Consider the following 16,730-nt stretch of genomic DNA (forward strand, 5'->3'; position numbering starts at 1 on the left):
CGTTACGCACCCGTGCGCCACTCTCATCAGAACCGAAGTCCCGAATCCCGTTCGACTTGCATGTATTAGGCCTGCCGCTAGCGTTCATCCTGAGCCAGGATCAAACTCTCCATTGTAAAGTTTCTATACGCTACTATTAGGTAGCTGTTTCCTATTGCTCTTGGATAATAAATTTGAAATTGATCAATCAATTTCCTGTCGTTTCGTCCTACAATACTTCAATGAACTTTCTCTCTTTTGAGATTTGTTTCAAACCCTTTGTCTGAAAGCGAGTGCAAATATCGAGATGTTTTTTTTAACTTCCAAAAAGTTTTTAAAAATAATTTTGACTATTTTTTTTCAACTTTTCGAACTCAAAATTTACTCTAATTTCAATCGGCTTTTAATCATTTTATTTGATCGTTTCCCTCATTTGGGATTGCAAACATAGAGGCTATTTATAAATTTACCAAACCAGATATTCATTTTTTTTGAACATTCTTGGTAAACCGTTGTAGGCAAGCTAAATAAATTATTTGGGAGCCTTATATAATGGCACAGTGCTGCATGGTTCACCATACATAATTGATTTTGCATATGGCTGAATCAAATTTAAGAGACGACCATATGCATATGCTGGCACTGGAAACTTACTACAACCTTTGATTACAACAGGTCGATCTTTATAAATTATCGGGTCTACTTTTGAAATCGAAGATTCAAACAAAAAATTCTCTAAAACCATCAAATCTCCTATAACATGTTCTACCTCATTGCTTGACAAATAAGTGCTAACCAACATAAAAGCCCAAGCAGGCACTATTGCATCTGCTGTACAGGTAACTGCCACAAGCTTGCTTTTATACTTATTCCAATCCAAAGACTTCAATGCAGTTCTGAAATCGAGCTCTTTTAATACTAACTCTTGAAACAAAAAATCCTTTATATCAAACACTGCTCGCTCTTCCTTTCTATAAAGATCCTCTAGATTTATAGTAACAAGAGGACTATTTGCTACTCTATTAACAATCTCGCTCATGATAGAAATGGGTTTTTCTTAGATTGGACAACCTTAAATTCCTTTAAGTAGTTCGGCTCAAAGTAAGCTAAATCTTCAAAATCCTTTACTATAAACTTTTCATAAGCCAAAAGGCCTAAAGATTTACTGGAGTTTTCTATTCCCAAAAAGATCGCATTTCTATGATTGATGATATTTTTGAATTTTGTTGCTCCGTCTCCGATAAAATAAACTAAGCCATTATCTAACATAGTTCTATAGGAAAACTCATCAAGTATCACAGGTTTTGGTGACTCTAGTAAAGTGCCATCACCAAGGAACGAAGATGCATATACCTCCATTCTTCTAGCATCAATCATACTTACAATTGTACTTTTCCTATCAATTAGCCCTACTATTTGATATGCTAGAGCTTTGAGTGTGTCTAACCCGATTAACGGAATATCATTAGCAAAAGCTAGGCCTTTGGCAACCGAAACCCCAATTCTTAAGCCTGTATAGCTTCCAGGTCCAGCAGAAATAGCCACAGCATTTAAGTCCTTTGGAGATAAAGACGCTGTTTGAAGAAGGTTTTGAATCATAATCATCATAACCTTTGAATGCACATTATCATCATTCAGCTCAGAAAGTCCTACTAGCCTTCCATTCTGATGTAAAGAAATCGAGCAAACCTTAGTTGCTGATTCTATGGAAAGAATTGAAACCATTTAACCTACTTCCGCTTAGAATTCACACTTAACAAAGTATTTATTTTATTTGAATTGGACAAAATATCAAGTGATTGTTTGACCGCTAAGTCTTCACTTAAAGATGCCTCAATCACTCCCTCTTGATAATAATACCTAGATATCAATTCGTCTTTTATCGCTTCTTTGATTTCGGACTTGAAGGTTTGTAAGTCTTGCTCTTTACTATGCGTAACCTTCTTTTTTAGACTTTGAATCTGATCTTTTATTTCATCAAAATACTTCTCTTTTTCGGCATATTTCTCAAGATCTTCTATAGATTTCTCCACATAAGTCGTATAGTCATACTCCTTCCCTTCTAGCCATGCTACAAAATCGTTGTAAGTTTCATCAGAAACTTTGAATTCCCTAGGACTGGGAATTTCCTTATTTTTCAAAAAGTATTGATTTCCAAAATCAAAGATCAAACTCCTCGCAACCAAACTATATGTAATAGGTGCGTATGTTCTGTCTTCAACAGATTCATCAGGTTCTATTCCCGCTCCATCAAATACAACTCTTCCGTTTTTGGTTTTAAATTGATTTCTTAATGAATCGGGCACTACCCTTTCTTCACCATCCTTTTTACTATAATCTATAGCTTGAATACATCTTCCGCTAGGAATATAGTATTTTGCCGTAGTCAATTTAATTTGAGAATTATAAGATAAAGGCACGGTAGTTTGTACAAGACCTTTACCAAATGTCTTTTTCCCTACAAGCACTGCTCTATCATAGTCTTGTAATGCACCTGCTACAATTTCAGATGCAGAAGCACTTCTCTCATTAATCAGTACGACTAATGGTATATCTTTATCCAAAGGTGATTTGGTAGTCTTATATACTACATTGACACTTTCTAGTTTCCCTTTAGTGCTTACCACTTCTTTTCCTTTAGGAATAAACAAGTTCACAATTTCAACTGCTTCTTTCAAAATCCCCCCTGGATTATCCCTCACATCTAATACAAGACTGGTTATACCTTGAGACTTTAGGTCAATCAATGCTTTCCTTACATCAGAGGCAGCATTTGTGGTAAAATCTGTGAGTTTTATATATCCTGTGTTATCATCCAGTTTGCCATAATATGGCACATTGCTAATTACGATCTTCTTCCTCTCCAAATCTACAGAAATGGTATCTTGTCCTCTCTTCACTTGAACAAAAACAGATGTATTGGCTGGGCCTTTGAGTAACCTTGAAATGTCTGCGGTCTCCTTTTCTCTAACATCAACCGTATCAACTTTTAAAAATTCATCTCCAATTCGCAATCCAGCAGATTGGGCAGGAAAACCCTTGTAAGGCATGAGAACCATATTTTTACCAGTTCTGTTACCTATCAATGCGCCTACACCTCCATATTCTCCTGTGGTTAGCATTCTAAAATCATCTGAGTTTTCTTCTGGGATAAACTCTGTATAAGGATCAAGTTCTTCCAACATAGCGTTAATCCCCACAGTCACCAACTCTTCTGCATCTATTTCATCAACATAATATGAATCCAATTCTCTTACCAACGAAGCGAAAATATCTAGATTTTTGGCTATCGCAAAAAGCTTGTCATTCTTCAAATTGAAAGAAAGCAATATTGAAACTATGGCAGCTCCTAAAATTGATGGAAGGATGAATTTAGATTTATTATATTTCATGGTGTGGTATTATCTATTGTGGTGTGATTCATTCAATTTTGTAAGTGCCTTGATCACCGACGATTCAATTTTCTTAAATTCAAGAATCTCTGAAGAAACATAAATTAATGCTATCTGTAAGTTCGAGTGATTTCCTGAAGCTAACAGGCTCTTGTTCAACCTATAAGCTTCTTTTAATCTGCGTTTTATCAAATTGCGGCCAACAGCTTTTTTTATCTTTCTCTTTGAAACGGAAAAAAGTACCTGAATAGTTTCAGCATCGCTATTATTACTTGAAAAGTATAGAATCTTAAGTGGATATAAAAAAAAAGAGGAACCTTTATCAAAAAGTTCCTTTATAGCCTTTTGAGAATGTAATCTTTCATTCTTTGGAAGTCCGTATTTCTTCATATTCATTGCTTGCGTATAAATATACGAAATCAATGTAATGAATTACTTCTTAAGTGTCTTTTCTGAAGAAACAGTAAGTTTATGTCTACCCTTTGCTCTTCTAGACTTGATTACTCTTCTTCCATTAGCAGTAGACATTCTTTCTCTGAATCCATGCTTATTTCTTCTTTTTCTACGAGAAGGCTGAAATGTTCTTTTCATGACGCTATGTTTTAATATTTTGTATGCTTACCTAAATCCTTCCATCGGTTCACCCTAAAAAGGACTGCAAAGATAGATAGGTTTTTTTTATTTACAAATCAGAGATTTACTTTTGTTGAATAACAATCATATTTTGATATGCAATATTTAATCAATAGACCTTTTATCACATCCCAATATATAGATTTAAAGCTCTTAATTTCCTGCAAAGCAAATGAAATCGTTTCTCTACAACTTGCAACTTGGAGACCCGGAAGGTATGAAATCATTGATTTTGCTGCAAAAATAAAAAATTTTGAAGTTTATTTTCAAAATGACCTATTTGCTTGGTCAAAAGTAAGCAAAAGCCTGTGGGTATTTGAAGCAATAGAAGAAGGGATTTATGAAGTCAATTATAAGTTCTATGCGAATCAAATGGATGCTGGTGGCTCTTGGTCTGATGATACCCAACTATACATCAATTTTAGCAATTGTATATTTGAAATCAAAGAAAGGGCTGAAGAGCCAATTGAGGTTTCTATAGATCTTCCAAGTGACTATATCGTAGCTTCTTCCTTGAAAAGGATTAATCAAAACACCTGGGAGGCTCTGAATTACCAAGAGATCATAGATAGCCCATTGCTTGCAAGTTCTCAATTGACTCATTTGCATTATGAAAGCGAAAAGTCAGTTTTCCACATTTGGTTAAATGGGAATTCCTATTTCGACCATGAAGAATTGATCAAGGTGTTCAGATCTTTTACCAAAAGACAAGTTGAGGATTTTGGTGAATTTACTGCAAAAAACTATCACTTTATAATCCAATTACTCCCTTACAAGCATTACCATGGTGTTGAGCATAAGTTTTCAACAGTAATTACAATTGGCCCAGACAAGGATCTGGCAGACAAGAAACTTTTCAAAGAATTGATAGGTGTAAGCTCTCATGAGTTGTATCATTTCTGGAATGTGTGCAGGATAAGGCCAAAAGAACTATTGTCATATGACCTTAGTAAAGAAGTGAATTTAGATTCAGGGTTTGTATTGGAAGGAATCACTACATATATGGGGGATTTATATTTGCTAAAATCAAACTTTTTCTCTTTGGAGGAATACCTTCAAGAGGCTATACTCGCCAGACTGCAAAGAGAATTTGACAACTTTGGTTGGAAAAATCAAAGCATCATTGAATCAAGCATAGACCTCTGGCTAGATGGTTATAAACCTGGCATTCCTGATAAAAAAGTAAATATTTATAATAGAGGATCATTACTAGCCTTTTGTCTCGATGTAATGTTGGTTGAAAATCAGAGTTCACTAGCCAATGTAATGCGTATCATGTGGGAAAAGTATGGATCTCAAAAGACAGGATACAATATGACGCAATTCATCAACATAATCTCGAAAGCTATGAATGATCCTAGAAAAGCTGAAAAGTTTATGATGAATTTTGTATTTGGAAAGAATGACCTTTTCCCTTTAATTGAAAAATGCTGTGCTATGTTAGGGTTTCAAATAAATAAAAAATATGAAAGCGGTAATGAGTTATTGCACCAATTTGGGATAAGAGTTGTGGAGAATTGTGTCACTCAAATACATCCAGATGCTGTAGCATATAAATCGATTATGATAAACGACAAGATCACCTCATTAGAAACCTATAAGGAAGGGATCTATTTGGAGGTAGACCGTTATTCACGAAAGATATCAATTGAAATTCCACATTCTGATCTTAATTTTTTCCCAACATTTCAAATCGAGGTCAAATCCCCAACGCCTATATTTGAAAAATGGAAGAAATAAAAAAGGAGGCTCTCACCTCCTTTTTTATTTTCAATTAATTAAAATCTTCATCATTGAGCTCTTTGTTCAATTCAATCTTGACTATTTTAGTTTCTAGTGGAACGGGTAGCATGGGGCTATTCATTGTAATAGTATGAGGGTAGAGCACCCCACTTACTTCTTTATAATCAGAATAAATCATATCTCCTGCTGCATCTGAGCTGGTTTTCAACTTCAAGCCAGATTTTGTAGAGTAATACTCAACTGTTTTCATACCATTTGGTAACGTAAGTATCATAACATTTGCTTCTTCACCATCGACTTGCTCAGTTCCTCTAAGCGAAAGTTCAATACCAAGATCCTTATACATTGGTTCAGGAAAAACATAAGTCTGAGTCTTGATCATTGCTAACATTTCTTCTGGTAAATCTTGAGACTGACCACCAGCTTCCATATAACCTTTTCCATCCTTGAGAATCATTTTCTGCTGAACCTCACCCATTACTTTGGTCTCTTGTTTCAATCGTGAATTCTCGGAGTCAGCGAATAAAATTGTCTCAATTTTCATTCCTTGAAAATCCGCCACCATTGAAACATAAGATGTCTTAATTTTCTTAACATTTTCTAACCCGCCCACTGCTTCTACATATTTAGCTATCACTTCTTCAGGCTCGAGTAAAGTGAGCTTGGCTTCTATTTTGTGATTTTCGTCTAATGAACGTTCAAATGCAAATACAGAATGCATAAAAGTTGATCCCACTATGAAAGCAGTAGACATTAAAAGAATTTTAATTTTCATAATAAATATAGTTTAGTGATAATTTTACAAAATCCACGTCCAATGAATGAACAAGGTTAATTGAATTGCTCGTCTTCAATTGAAACATTGAATTCAATATTTTCTACTTTGGCCGCCAATGGCACAGGTATCATAGGGTTGCTGATAGTCATCAACATGGGATACTTTACACCATTTACTTCCCTGTAATTGTTATAGACTACTTCTCCTGAGGTTGGACTTTCCATTTTCAATTTCAAGCCACTTTCGACACCAAAAAAGAAATCAGATGAACTTCCTGAAGCTGTAGTTACGATTAATTTATAGGCATTTTCTCCCTCAACTTCTTTTATGCCATCAAGTTTTAGGGTGTAGCCTAGCGATTCAAAATGCAGTTCAGGGAAAATGTACATTGAAAGTTTCGCTTCCTCGTATTGTTCATCAGGAAGTTGTTGCGTTTGTCCCATTGCAACTACTGATGCCTTCCCGTCTTTTATAATGGTATTGGACATGACATTGCCGCCCATCAAAACTTTATTGGAGAAAGCTTCTTTATTTTCGTCATGATAAAAGTTCATGCCAAGTTTCATTCCTTGAATTTCGGCATTAGCTTCTATGACAGCTGTTCTCACCGATTTAACTTTATCCACTCCTCCTAAAGCTTCGAAATACTTTTCTAGTACTTTTTCAACTGTCATATCTGCATCCATAGCAATTATCTTCTCTGGATCGCCCGCTGTATTGAATCTATTGATATCTCCATATGCCATCAAACCCTCAGAAACCAAAGATCCATTTCCAACTATTGTAATGTACATGTTATCAGGCTTCAAAAACTTTTTGGCTGCTTCATTTACTTCTTCCACCGTTAAAGCATTTAATCTCTGAAGGTATGTTGCATAATAATCTTTGGGTAACCCGTATCTCTCAATATTGATTGCAAAATTCGCTATAGTTGAAGGGCTTTCAAGAGATCTTCCAAATGAGCCACTCAAATTGGCTTTAGCAGCATCTAATTCTTCTTGTGTGACACCATTGTCTTTCATATTTCTGATTTCATGAATCATCTCATAAATTGCTGAATCTGTAGCAGTACCTCTCACACTAGCATTTGCAGAAAAGCTTGAGACAAGGCTATTGGAGCCAATTCTGGCATAGGCACCGTAAGTATAACCTTTATCTTCTCTCAGGTTCATAAACAACCTTGAAGAACCACCTCCACCAAGAATAAACCCAGCCACTTGGCTAGCCAAATAATCTGGAGAAGGAAGGTGATTTTCGATAGGATAAGTCAATTCTACAACAGACTGTTGCGCAGATGGTCTATCTACAAGGGCCACTGTGTTTCGTTCAGGAATTTGAGGTTTCTTGTATTCATGCTTTGGAACCTCTTTCTTCTCCCATTTGGCAAAATGCTTATTGACTAGCTTTTTTGCTTGATCCAAAGTAACATCTCCTACAATAGCTAAATATGCGATATTCGGTCTATAATATGTTTCATAGTAAGCCTTTATATCCGCTACTTCGATATTATCAATGGTTTCTTCAGTCTCGCTCTCACCATAAGGATGATCTGTGCCAAAAACTAACTTACTTGTCAAAATTGAAGAAATTGTAGATGGGTCAGATTTCGCGGCAGCAATTCCAGATTTGGCTTGTGTTTTCAACTTTTGCAGTTCCTCTTCCGGGAAAATTGGGTTAAAAAGTACATCAGCCATAAGTTCCAATACTTTTTCTTGATGCTTAGTCAAAGTAGATGCTGAGATAGAAGTAGAAGATGCTGAAATTCTGGCTCCAAGAAAATCCACTTCCTCATTAAATTGATCCTTAGATCTGTTTTTAGTTCCCGCAGTAATCATTTCTCCTACAAAGTCTAACATTCCTGCTTTATCACCTTCCAGGATTGGATCCCTATCCAATATTAATGAATAGGTTACCCTAGGAAGCTTTGAGTTTTGAATCACAAAAACTTTCAATCCATTTGGCAAAGTAAACGATTCTGCGTCACCAAATCTGATCTCTGGAGCTGGACCAGCTTCAGGCATCTTGGACCTATCTAACTGTGCATTTGCTACAAATGACAGCGATATTAAAAGTAATATTATATATAGTTTTTTCATTTTTATTCACGTTAAATTCAAAACTTATTCAGTTGCATCGGTAGGTTTTGGCAAATACTTCAGTACTACGCGACTATCTTTCTTCAGGTATTCGTTAGCCACTCTTTTGATGTCGGATGCTGTCACCTTTCTGTACTTATCAAGCTGTGTATTTACATAGTCTGCACTTCCATAAAACACATGACCTTGTGCCAGTGACTGAGCGATACTAGCTATAGATCCAAAACCATTTACAAGCTGATTCTCTTTGATATTGATCAATTTCTCAAGGTCTTTTTCTGCGATTCCATTTGATTTCACAGATTCCAAAACTTCATCAATTGAAGTATTCAAATCATCTACATCTACACCCATGTTTGCAATTGCCAAAACCAAAAACATTCCTCCATCCTCAAGATCATTTGGGAAAGCAACCGCCTGTACTGCCTTTTGCTGCTTGTCTACCAATTCTCTATACATCAATGAACTTTTACCAGAGAGCAAATAGGTACTCAACAAACTCAGCGCATAGGTATCTGGATGATTCTTCTTAGGCATCAAATATCCCTGAAAAACTGCAGGTAGTTGGATGTTATCATATACTATATCCTCCTGCTGTGTGGAAAGCTTCGCTATTTCAATATTTGGCCTGTAGAAATCTCTTTTACCTGCTGGAATTTCAGAAAAATACTTCCGAATCATGGACTCGGCATTTGCATAATCTATATCACCTGCTACGACTAATGTAGCATTGTTTGGAACATAATACATGTCATAGAAATCCATAAACTCATCAAGCTTTGCGTTATCCAAATGCTCAGCTGAGCCAATGATAGGCCAATTGTATGGGTGATTTGGGTATAATCTTACTGGAATCTCTCTTTGAAAAGAACCATAAGGTTGCTCATCCATCACCTGCTTCATTTCTTGCTTGATCACTTCTCTTTGAGTATCTACACCTGTTTGATCTACTTTGGCATGCAACATTCTCTCTGATTCTAGGTAAAGCGAAAGTTCTAATTTATTTGAAGGTAGAATTTCATAGTAAACAGTGTAGTCTTGATTTGTACCTGCATTCAAAGTACCACCCGCTGATTCTACAATTTCAAAAAACTTCCCTCTAGGAATGTATTCAGAGCCTTCAAACATCAAATGTTCAAAGAAATGGGCAAAACCAGTTCTTTCTGGATTTTCATTTTTTGACCCAACATGGTACAATACTGTAGTAGCTACAATCGGGGTAGTTTTGTCTTGATGTAAAATGACATGTAGACCATTTTCTAATTTGAATTCTTTGAATTCTATCTTGTTTTGGGCAAAAACTGAGCATGTCACCAGCACACCCAGCAAAATAGATAGGGTAATTTTCCTCATCATCTTATTCATTTAATTTTAACAATATTTTACGTTTCAAAAATTATGCAGTTTAAAACAGTACAGGCAAGATAATTAGGAATGTTAAATAAAACATGTATTTGACAACAATTTATCAATTTAACACATTTTAAACTGTCTCTTTTATATCAAATATTAGAAAGGACAAGTGATCATATTCGGACGTTCGAAATGCAATTATGTCCCAAATCGGTCAATTTCTCACCTACCCTCCCTTCGAATACACAAATTCAAAAACCTTATTTAAATCCTTTCTAATTGATTTTTGACCAATTGAATTGTTTTCCAAATGCGAAGTCTGAAGTGTCAAATCAGCCATGACTAACCTTTCCTCAAGGTCATATAATATATATCTCGTTATAAGCCAATAATTCAAATTATCTAAAGGACCAATGGGACCTACATAGGGACTATTTTGAATAGTTTTATTATAACTCATTGTAGCACCGAGCTTACTTACTCTTAAATACCTTTTGGCAAGCACCTCAATTTCTAATAGGTATCTAACCCCCAATTCGTTAGAAAGTTTCTCTTTATTCCTAACAGTTGAAAAATCATGAATCCCCACAGACTTCAACTCCAGCTCATGAAAATCAGTATCCCAAACTTCCCTGAATCCTTTTGTTTTCAACTCTTTAGGCAATGTCTCAAGATAAGTATTATAATCTTTTTGAGGAAAACCTGCTGGAATCGTCACTAGAATAATTGCATCCCTATCCAAAGGCATTCTCATATCATTTATCCTAGCATCTACTACATATTGTTGTACAGGTTTTGCGCAACCTGTCAATAAAATACAACAAATTGATATGGTAAATGGTCTGAAAAGTTTGGTTAATTTCATAAGCAACATCAGATTCCATGCAAAGACTTAAAATAAGTCATTGATTTCGATAATCTACTCCCATACCAAGAAAAAGGTTCGCCATTTACCAAAATAATTTTAGTTTTCTGTAATTTACTTTCAAAAAAGGCAATGTGCTTTTCTTTGAAAGGAAAAGGCTCTGAGCTCAATAAAAGAAACTTAGGATTTAAAGATTGAATTGTTTCTAAGCTTACTACAGGATATCTTTCAAAATTGACAAGATTTTCAAAACCAGCAAAATCAAGCATTTGATCAATAAATGTATTGGATCCAGCACACATTATGGGATCATTCCAGATAAGGTATACCGCTGAACCCAATTTTGGCAATGATGAATCAAATTGACCTATGACTGAGTTGACGATATCCATTGCCTTGTCAGATGTCGAAGTAATTTTTCCAATTGCTCTAATCATCTCACATGCATCTGAAAGTTTAAAGATATCACTCATCCAGACTGGATATTTTTCCATTAACATCTCTATGCCTTCTTGATAATTTTCCTCTTTGTTACCTATGATCAAATCAGGCTTCAGCGCATCTATTTTATCAATATGAAAGTTCTTTGTACCTCCTATGATTTGTTTTTCGTTTTTAAAACCCCTTGGATGTATGCAAAACTTTGTAAGACCAACAATCCGATCACCTAGCCCCAAATCAACCAATAGCTCAGTCTGCGAAGGTACTAGCGAAATGATTCTTTGGGGATAAGAATTTATATTTACTACTCTTTGGAGCTGATCGATATAAGCTGGCATTTTCTTGAAATTTAAAGCAAGAGATAATTTTGGAAAATAAAATCACTCAAAATTTAACCAAAAGAATTATTGAATATCCTTCTCTTCAGAAAAAAAATTATCATTGTTCTTTAAATATTTTTTCTCGAACTTTAAATGCATTTCTAAAGATTTTAAAATAAACACATTTCCATTCAACCAAGATTTGAAAACTTGTTAACCAACTTTTATCCTCAATTTTATAATTATCAATCATTTAACTTTATTAATTATGGGACTTTTAAATTTAAACAAAAAGAAAACTTGCTTTGCTTATGTAATGCTGGTATTATCCTGCATCTCTTATTCATGTAATAGCTTTTTAGATGACAGCTATGCAGAATTAGAAGAGGCTAATATTCTGGAAGAAAAATTATTAACGCAGGGGCAATTGATTGACATCACAGATTATTCCAACTTAAGGGTGGGGGACTTTACAGGACATTATATATTACTTTCTAAATCTCCAAATTTATCTAAAAATATCACTCAGGAAATTGCAAAAGCGGGAGGTGAAATAATAAGCTCTTATCCTCAAATAGGTGTAGTTATAGCCAAAGCAATCAACGTAGATTTTGTCCAAAATGTCAAAAAACTAAATTCAGTAGAATCAATAACTGCGGACTACATCGTCCAATATACTAGTGAACCAGACCAATTAAAATTCACTGAAATGAATGATAATTTTTCTGAACCTTCCTCAAATTTAATTCCTTTTGATTACAAATCTGCATTTTTCGATGGGTTTCAATGGGCGCCGAAAGCTATTAATGCAGATAAAGCATGGGAAGCCGGAATAACAGGAAATGGAGTTAGAGTTGCAGTAATTGACGGAGGTTTTCATAGCACTCATATTGATTTAAGTCCTAATTTGGATCTTTCATTCTCAAGATCAACCGTCCCTGGTTTTAATTTCAATCAAGATGTTGGTACTTTTTGGCATGGGACACATGTTGCAGGCATTATTGCTTCCTCTGGTTTAGGTGCAGTTGGAATAGCGCCAAGGGCTAAAATCATAGGGATTAAATCACTCCATAATGGAACAGGAGCATTTTCGTGGATTCTAGAAGGTCTACTATATGCAGCCACGCCAATAGAAGCTGGAGGTGCTGGTGCAGACATTATTAATATGAGTTTGGGAGCAACCATAGATTACAGAAGTCCATGGGGAGATAAGGACTTTAGAGATGCATTTAGAGAATTACAAAAAATTTATGACAGAGCTACTAGATATGCGTGGCAAAATGGTGTAACCGTGATTGTCTCTGCTGGAAATGGAGGCAACAACTATGATGTTTCAAAGGAGTTGTTTCAATTACCAGCTCAAAGTCAACATGCACTTTCAATTAGCTCGACTGGGCCTACAGGTTGGGGTTTTGGAGCGAGTAATTTCTTCCAACCTGCCTATTATACCGATCATGGGAAATCTTTGGTGGATTTTGCCGCACCGGGTGGCACTGTAGGGTTAGCTTTGGTAGATGGTAATTTCAATCCTTGTACAATTTTAGGCACGTATACTTCTTCGACAAATACTTGTGCCGTTTTTGATCAAGTTTTTAGTACAATAAGAGGCACTAGTAATGGAAGCTTCGGATGGTCGCAGGGTACTTCTATGGCTGCTCCTGCGGTAGCAGGAGTAGTAGCTTTAATGATGGAAGCTGAAAGCAATAGAATTTCTCCTTCTCAAGTAAGGGCTAAACTTAGACAAAGTTCCGAAGACCTAGGAGCTCCTGGAAATGATGCATTTTATGGTCATGGATTTGTAAATGCAGCCAAAGCCATCGGAATCAATTAGATATCCCTGTTAAAATCTAAGGAAATGTTAAAGACTATTTTGAATATTTATCTATTCAAAATAGTCTTTTTTTGTTAAATATCCAATGAACACCTTAAATCCACTTAATGCAATTTTACCTAATTAGCTAATTTTAATTCCATTGGTAAATATATTATTCAATAATATGGATATACGGAACTTTGCCAATAACATTACAAAATTCCGGATTATCTAACTTCCGATATAAATTGATATTGGATATTTATGGATATTGACCATTTACAACCTGTTGAGCCAATGAATTCAAGTTACTGGCAAAAAAGCGTATAATCAGATATCGATAATAGTGATTTTTAAAAATCAAGACTAGAATTGTTAATTTTTAACTAAACGAAGCTAATTTACTTATATTTAAAAGTCTTCACACTACATACCTAAAATCAAAATTTGGATCAAAGTCTTCTAAAAATCCTTTGATCAAATTAATGACTTGTTGGATATCATCCTTACTAGCAGTCTCAACAGTAGTATGCATATATTTGAGTGGAAGAGAAATCAATGCAGAGGGGACTCCTTCATTTGAATAAGCAAAAGCATCAGTATCAGTACCTGTCACCCTTGATGCAGCAGCTCTTTGAAAATCAATTTTTCGCTTTTGGGCAGACTGTATGATTAAGTCTAGCAATTTTTTATGAACAGAGGCACCATAAGTCAATACGGGTCCTTTTCCAGCAACTTGCTCCCCTGAAGTGATCTTATTATATAAAGGTGCAGTAGTATCATGGCAAACATCAGTGATGATAGCAATCTGAGGCTTGATCCTAGCAGCTATCATGCTCGCACCTCGAAGTCCTATTTCCTCTTGTACCGCATTCACAATATATAACCCAAATGGTAATTTCACTTTCGATTCATACAACAGCCTAGCTACCTCAGCGATCATGTAACCACCTACTCTATTGTCGAGTGCTCTTCCACTATAAAATTTATCATTTAATTCTGTCAGTTCATCTTGAAAAGTAATCACACACCCTACATGTATTCCCATTTCAGATACTTCATCCTTGGTACGAGCCCCAACATCAATAAAAATATTATCTAAGGTTGGCGCATCATCTTTCCCATCTTTCCTGACATGAATTGCAGGCCATCCAAAAACTCCAGGAATCACCTTATTTTCTGTATGGATATTCACCCGCATTGAAGGTGCTATCATATGATCTGACCCCCCATTCTTTCTGACATAAATATATCCTTCTGGGGTGATGTAATGTACAAACCAACTGATCTCATCAGCATGTGCTTCAATCACTACTCTGAACTCCGCATTAGGATTGATCACTCCTACGGCCGTACCATAATTATCTGTAAAATAATCATCTACATAAGGCTTGATATAATCCAGCCAAACTTGCTGACCTGATGCTTCAAAGCCTGTCGGGCTAGCTGTGTTCAGGTATTTGTATATAAATTTTTCTGATTGAGACATCATTTCAATTTTTTGTATGATTAATCGACTGTCTATTGTCAATAGCAAACAACTATGAATTCAAAAACAGTTTCAAGCTTTATCTGAACCTGTGTTGCATCTGCTGTTTTCCGACTGTAGTTTGTTGACTATAGAGGAATATTGCCATGTTTTTTTCTCGGCAATTTATCTACTTTGTTCTCTAACATTTTGAAGCCTCTGATTAGTTTTTCGCGAGTTTCGGAAGGAATGATTACCTCATCTATAAATCCTCTATGAGCAGCTCTATATGGATTAGCGAATTTGGCAGTATAATCATCAATTTTCTCCTGTAACTTAGCCTCCGGATCTTCTGATTCTGCAATTTCCCTTTTGAAAATAATCTCTGCTGCTCCTTTAGCTCCCATAACTGCTATCTCTGCTGTAGGCCAAGCAAAATTCAAGTCAGCACCAATGTGCTTAGAGTTCATCACATCATAAGCTCCCCCATACGCTTTTCTGGTAATCACAGTCACTCGCGGTACCGTTGCTTCCGAAAAAGCATAAAGTAATTTTGCTCCATTAGTAATTATCCCATTCCATTCTTGATCTGTTCCTGGCAAAAAACCTGGCACATCAACTAAAACAAGCAAAGGCACATTGAAAGAATCGCAAAACCTCACAAATCGAGCAGCCTTGGTTGATGCATTGTTATCTAACACCCCTGCCATCGATTGTGGTTGATTGCCTACGATTCCAATACTTCTTCCAGCCAATCTAGCAAACCCTACAACTATATTGTCAGCATATTCCTTGTGAACTTCTAAAAAAGACTCTTCATCCACGATACCATGGACCACACTTCTGATATCATAGGGGTGATTTGGGTTTTCAGGAATAAGTTCATCTAAGACTTTTCTTGACTCATCCTCTTTCAACTCATAAGGATAGACAGGAGCTTCATCTTCACAATTTTGAGGAATGTAACTAAGCAAAGATTTGAGATGATTGATACAATCAAGCTCATTTGCACATGAAAAATGAGTCACACCACTCTTAGTACTATGTGTGCTAGCACCTCCGAGCTCCTCAGCAGTCACTGTCTCTTGTGTCACAGTCTTCACGACATTGGGTCCTGTCACAAACATATATGAGGTATTCTCAACCATCAAAATAAAATCCGTGATTGCGGGTGAATAGACTGCACCTCCAGCGCAAGGCCCCATAATAGCTGATAGTTGAGGTATGACTCCAGAGGCTAGTGTATTCCTATAGAAAATATCCGCATATCCACCCAAAGAAACCACACCTTCTTGTATTCTTGCACCACCAGAATCATTAAGACCAATCACAGGTGCTCCATTTTTCATGGCCATATCCATTATTTTACAGATTTTTTCTGCATGAGTCTCAGAAAGTGATCCACCAAAGACAGTGAAATCCTGGGAATAAACATAAGTGAGACGTCCATTAATCTCTCCATAACCTGTCACTACCCCATCACCTAGATAATGTTCTTTATCCAAACCAAAGTCCTTGGCCCTATGCATGACAAACTTATCAATCTCTTGAAATGTCCCTTCATCCATCAGAAGATAAATTCTTTCTCTAGCTGTCAGCTTACCTTTTTTATGTTGGGATGAAATTCTATCTATACCTCCACCTTCGAGCGCCTCCTGATTTTTCCTTTTTAAAAGTTCAATTTTCTCTTTGATACTTGGAAGGGTATATACTCCTACAGTTTTATTTTCCATAAATTTTATCCTAAAGTTAATTTGGCTTCTTCAAATATACATCCTGCAAGTAAAGTGCAAAAGTTTTTTATCATATATAGAAAGATTATAAAGGACTTAAAGAATTGATAATATAC

14 protein-coding genes and 1 rRNA gene are annotated in these 16,730 nt (G+C 35.8%); 2 read left to right on the forward strand and 13 right to left on the reverse strand.

Annotation, left to right across the window (positions count from 1 at the left end):
• The 6 genes from MM214_RS14375 to rpmH all read right to left on the reverse strand — a co-directional run.
• Positions 1-116, reverse strand: a 16S ribosomal RNA gene (locus tag MM214_RS14375); the annotation flags it as partial.
• 395 nt (positions 117-511) lie between these two features.
• Positions 512-1,018, reverse strand: coding sequence for a DUF2480 family protein (locus MM214_RS14380; protein WP_241296354.1), 507 nt, complete (start codon positions 1,016-1,018; stop codon positions 512-514).
• Positions 1,015-1,704: a tRNA (adenosine(37)-N6)-threonylcarbamoyltransferase complex dimerization subunit type 1 TsaB gene (gene tsaB, locus MM214_RS14385; protein ID WP_241296356.1), complete on the reverse strand. Its 690-nt coding sequence runs from the start codon at positions 1,702-1,704 to the stop codon at positions 1,015-1,017. The genes MM214_RS14380 and tsaB overlap by 4 nt, the downstream gene beginning before the upstream one ends.
• A 5-nt stretch (positions 1,705-1,709) precedes the next feature.
• Positions 1,710-3,371, reverse strand: coding sequence for a S41 family peptidase (locus MM214_RS14390; protein WP_241296358.1), 1,662 nt, complete (start codon positions 3,369-3,371; stop codon positions 1,710-1,712).
• Between the two features lie 9 nt (positions 3,372-3,380).
• On the reverse strand, positions 3,381-3,761 hold the full coding sequence (gene rnpA / locus MM214_RS14395; RefSeq protein WP_317208494.1) for a ribonuclease P protein component: 381 nt from the start codon (positions 3,759-3,761) through the stop codon (positions 3,381-3,383).
• Between the two features lie 42 nt (positions 3,762-3,803).
• Complete coding sequence (rpmH, locus tag MM214_RS14400; RefSeq protein WP_076503142.1) at positions 3,804-3,962, reverse strand: 50S ribosomal protein L34; 159 nt, start codon at positions 3,960-3,962, stop codon at positions 3,804-3,806.
• Between the two features lie 138 nt (positions 3,963-4,100).
• Between rpmH and MM214_RS14405 the strand changes: the two genes are divergently transcribed.
• Positions 4,101-5,744: a M61 family metallopeptidase gene (locus MM214_RS14405; protein WP_241296362.1), complete on the forward strand. Its 1,644-nt coding sequence runs from the start codon at positions 4,101-4,103 to the stop codon at positions 5,742-5,744.
• Positions 5,745-5,778: 34 nt separating this feature from the next.
• Here the strand turns inward: MM214_RS14405 and MM214_RS14410 are convergent, their stop codons facing one another.
• The 5 genes from MM214_RS14410 to MM214_RS14430 all read right to left on the reverse strand — a co-directional run bounded on the left by MM214_RS14410 (position 5,779) and on the right by MM214_RS14430 (position 11,618).
• On the reverse strand, positions 5,779-6,522 hold the full coding sequence (locus MM214_RS14410) for an outer membrane lipoprotein-sorting protein (RefSeq protein ID WP_241296364.1): 744 nt from the start codon (positions 6,520-6,522) through the stop codon (positions 5,779-5,781).
• A gap of 56 nt (positions 6,523-6,578) precedes the next feature.
• Entirely contained in the window at positions 6,579-8,621 is a 2,043-nt protein-coding gene (locus MM214_RS14415; protein WP_241296366.1) for a M16 family metallopeptidase, read from the reverse strand.
• Positions 8,622-8,645: 24 nt separating this feature from the next.
• Positions 8,646-9,974: a M16 family metallopeptidase gene (locus MM214_RS14420; RefSeq protein ID WP_241296543.1), complete on the reverse strand. Its 1,329-nt coding sequence runs from the start codon at positions 9,972-9,974 to the stop codon at positions 8,646-8,648.
• A 226-nt stretch (positions 9,975-10,200) separates the two neighbouring features.
• Complete coding sequence (locus tag MM214_RS14425) at positions 10,201-10,839, reverse strand: hypothetical protein (protein ID WP_241296367.1); 639 nt, start codon at positions 10,837-10,839, stop codon at positions 10,201-10,203.
• An 8-nt stretch (positions 10,840-10,847) separates the two neighbouring features.
• Positions 10,848-11,618 carry a helical backbone metal receptor gene (locus tag MM214_RS14430; protein ID WP_241296369.1) on the reverse strand — a complete coding sequence of 257 codons (771 nt, stop codon included), beginning with the start codon at positions 11,616-11,618 and terminating at the stop codon, positions 10,848-10,850.
• Positions 11,619-11,868: 250 nt separating this feature from the next.
• Between MM214_RS14430 and MM214_RS14435 the strand changes: the two genes are divergently transcribed.
• A complete protein-coding gene (locus tag MM214_RS14435; RefSeq protein ID WP_241296371.1) occupies positions 11,869-13,431 on the forward strand; it encodes a S8 family peptidase in 1,563 nt (520 codons plus the stop codon).
• 403 nt (positions 13,432-13,834) lie between these two features.
• Here the strand turns inward: MM214_RS14435 and MM214_RS14440 are convergent, their stop codons facing one another.
• Both MM214_RS14440 and MM214_RS14445 read right to left on the reverse strand, forming a co-directional pair.
• Complete coding sequence (locus tag MM214_RS14440; protein WP_241296545.1) at positions 13,835-14,902, reverse strand: M20/M25/M40 family metallo-hydrolase; 1,068 nt, start codon at positions 14,900-14,902, stop codon at positions 13,835-13,837.
• Positions 14,903-15,030: 128 nt separating this feature from the next.
• The gene (locus MM214_RS14445; RefSeq protein ID WP_241296373.1) at positions 15,031-16,614 is read right to left on the reverse strand and encodes an acyl-CoA carboxylase subunit beta; all 1,584 of its coding nucleotides are present in this window, start codon (positions 16,612-16,614) and stop codon (positions 15,031-15,033) included.
• Positions 16,615-16,730: the final 116 nt, after the last annotated feature.

The organism is Belliella kenyensis, assembly GCF_022549675.1.
GTDB classification, from domain to species: domain Bacteria; phylum Bacteroidota; class Bacteroidia; order Cytophagales; family Cyclobacteriaceae; genus Belliella; species Belliella kenyensis.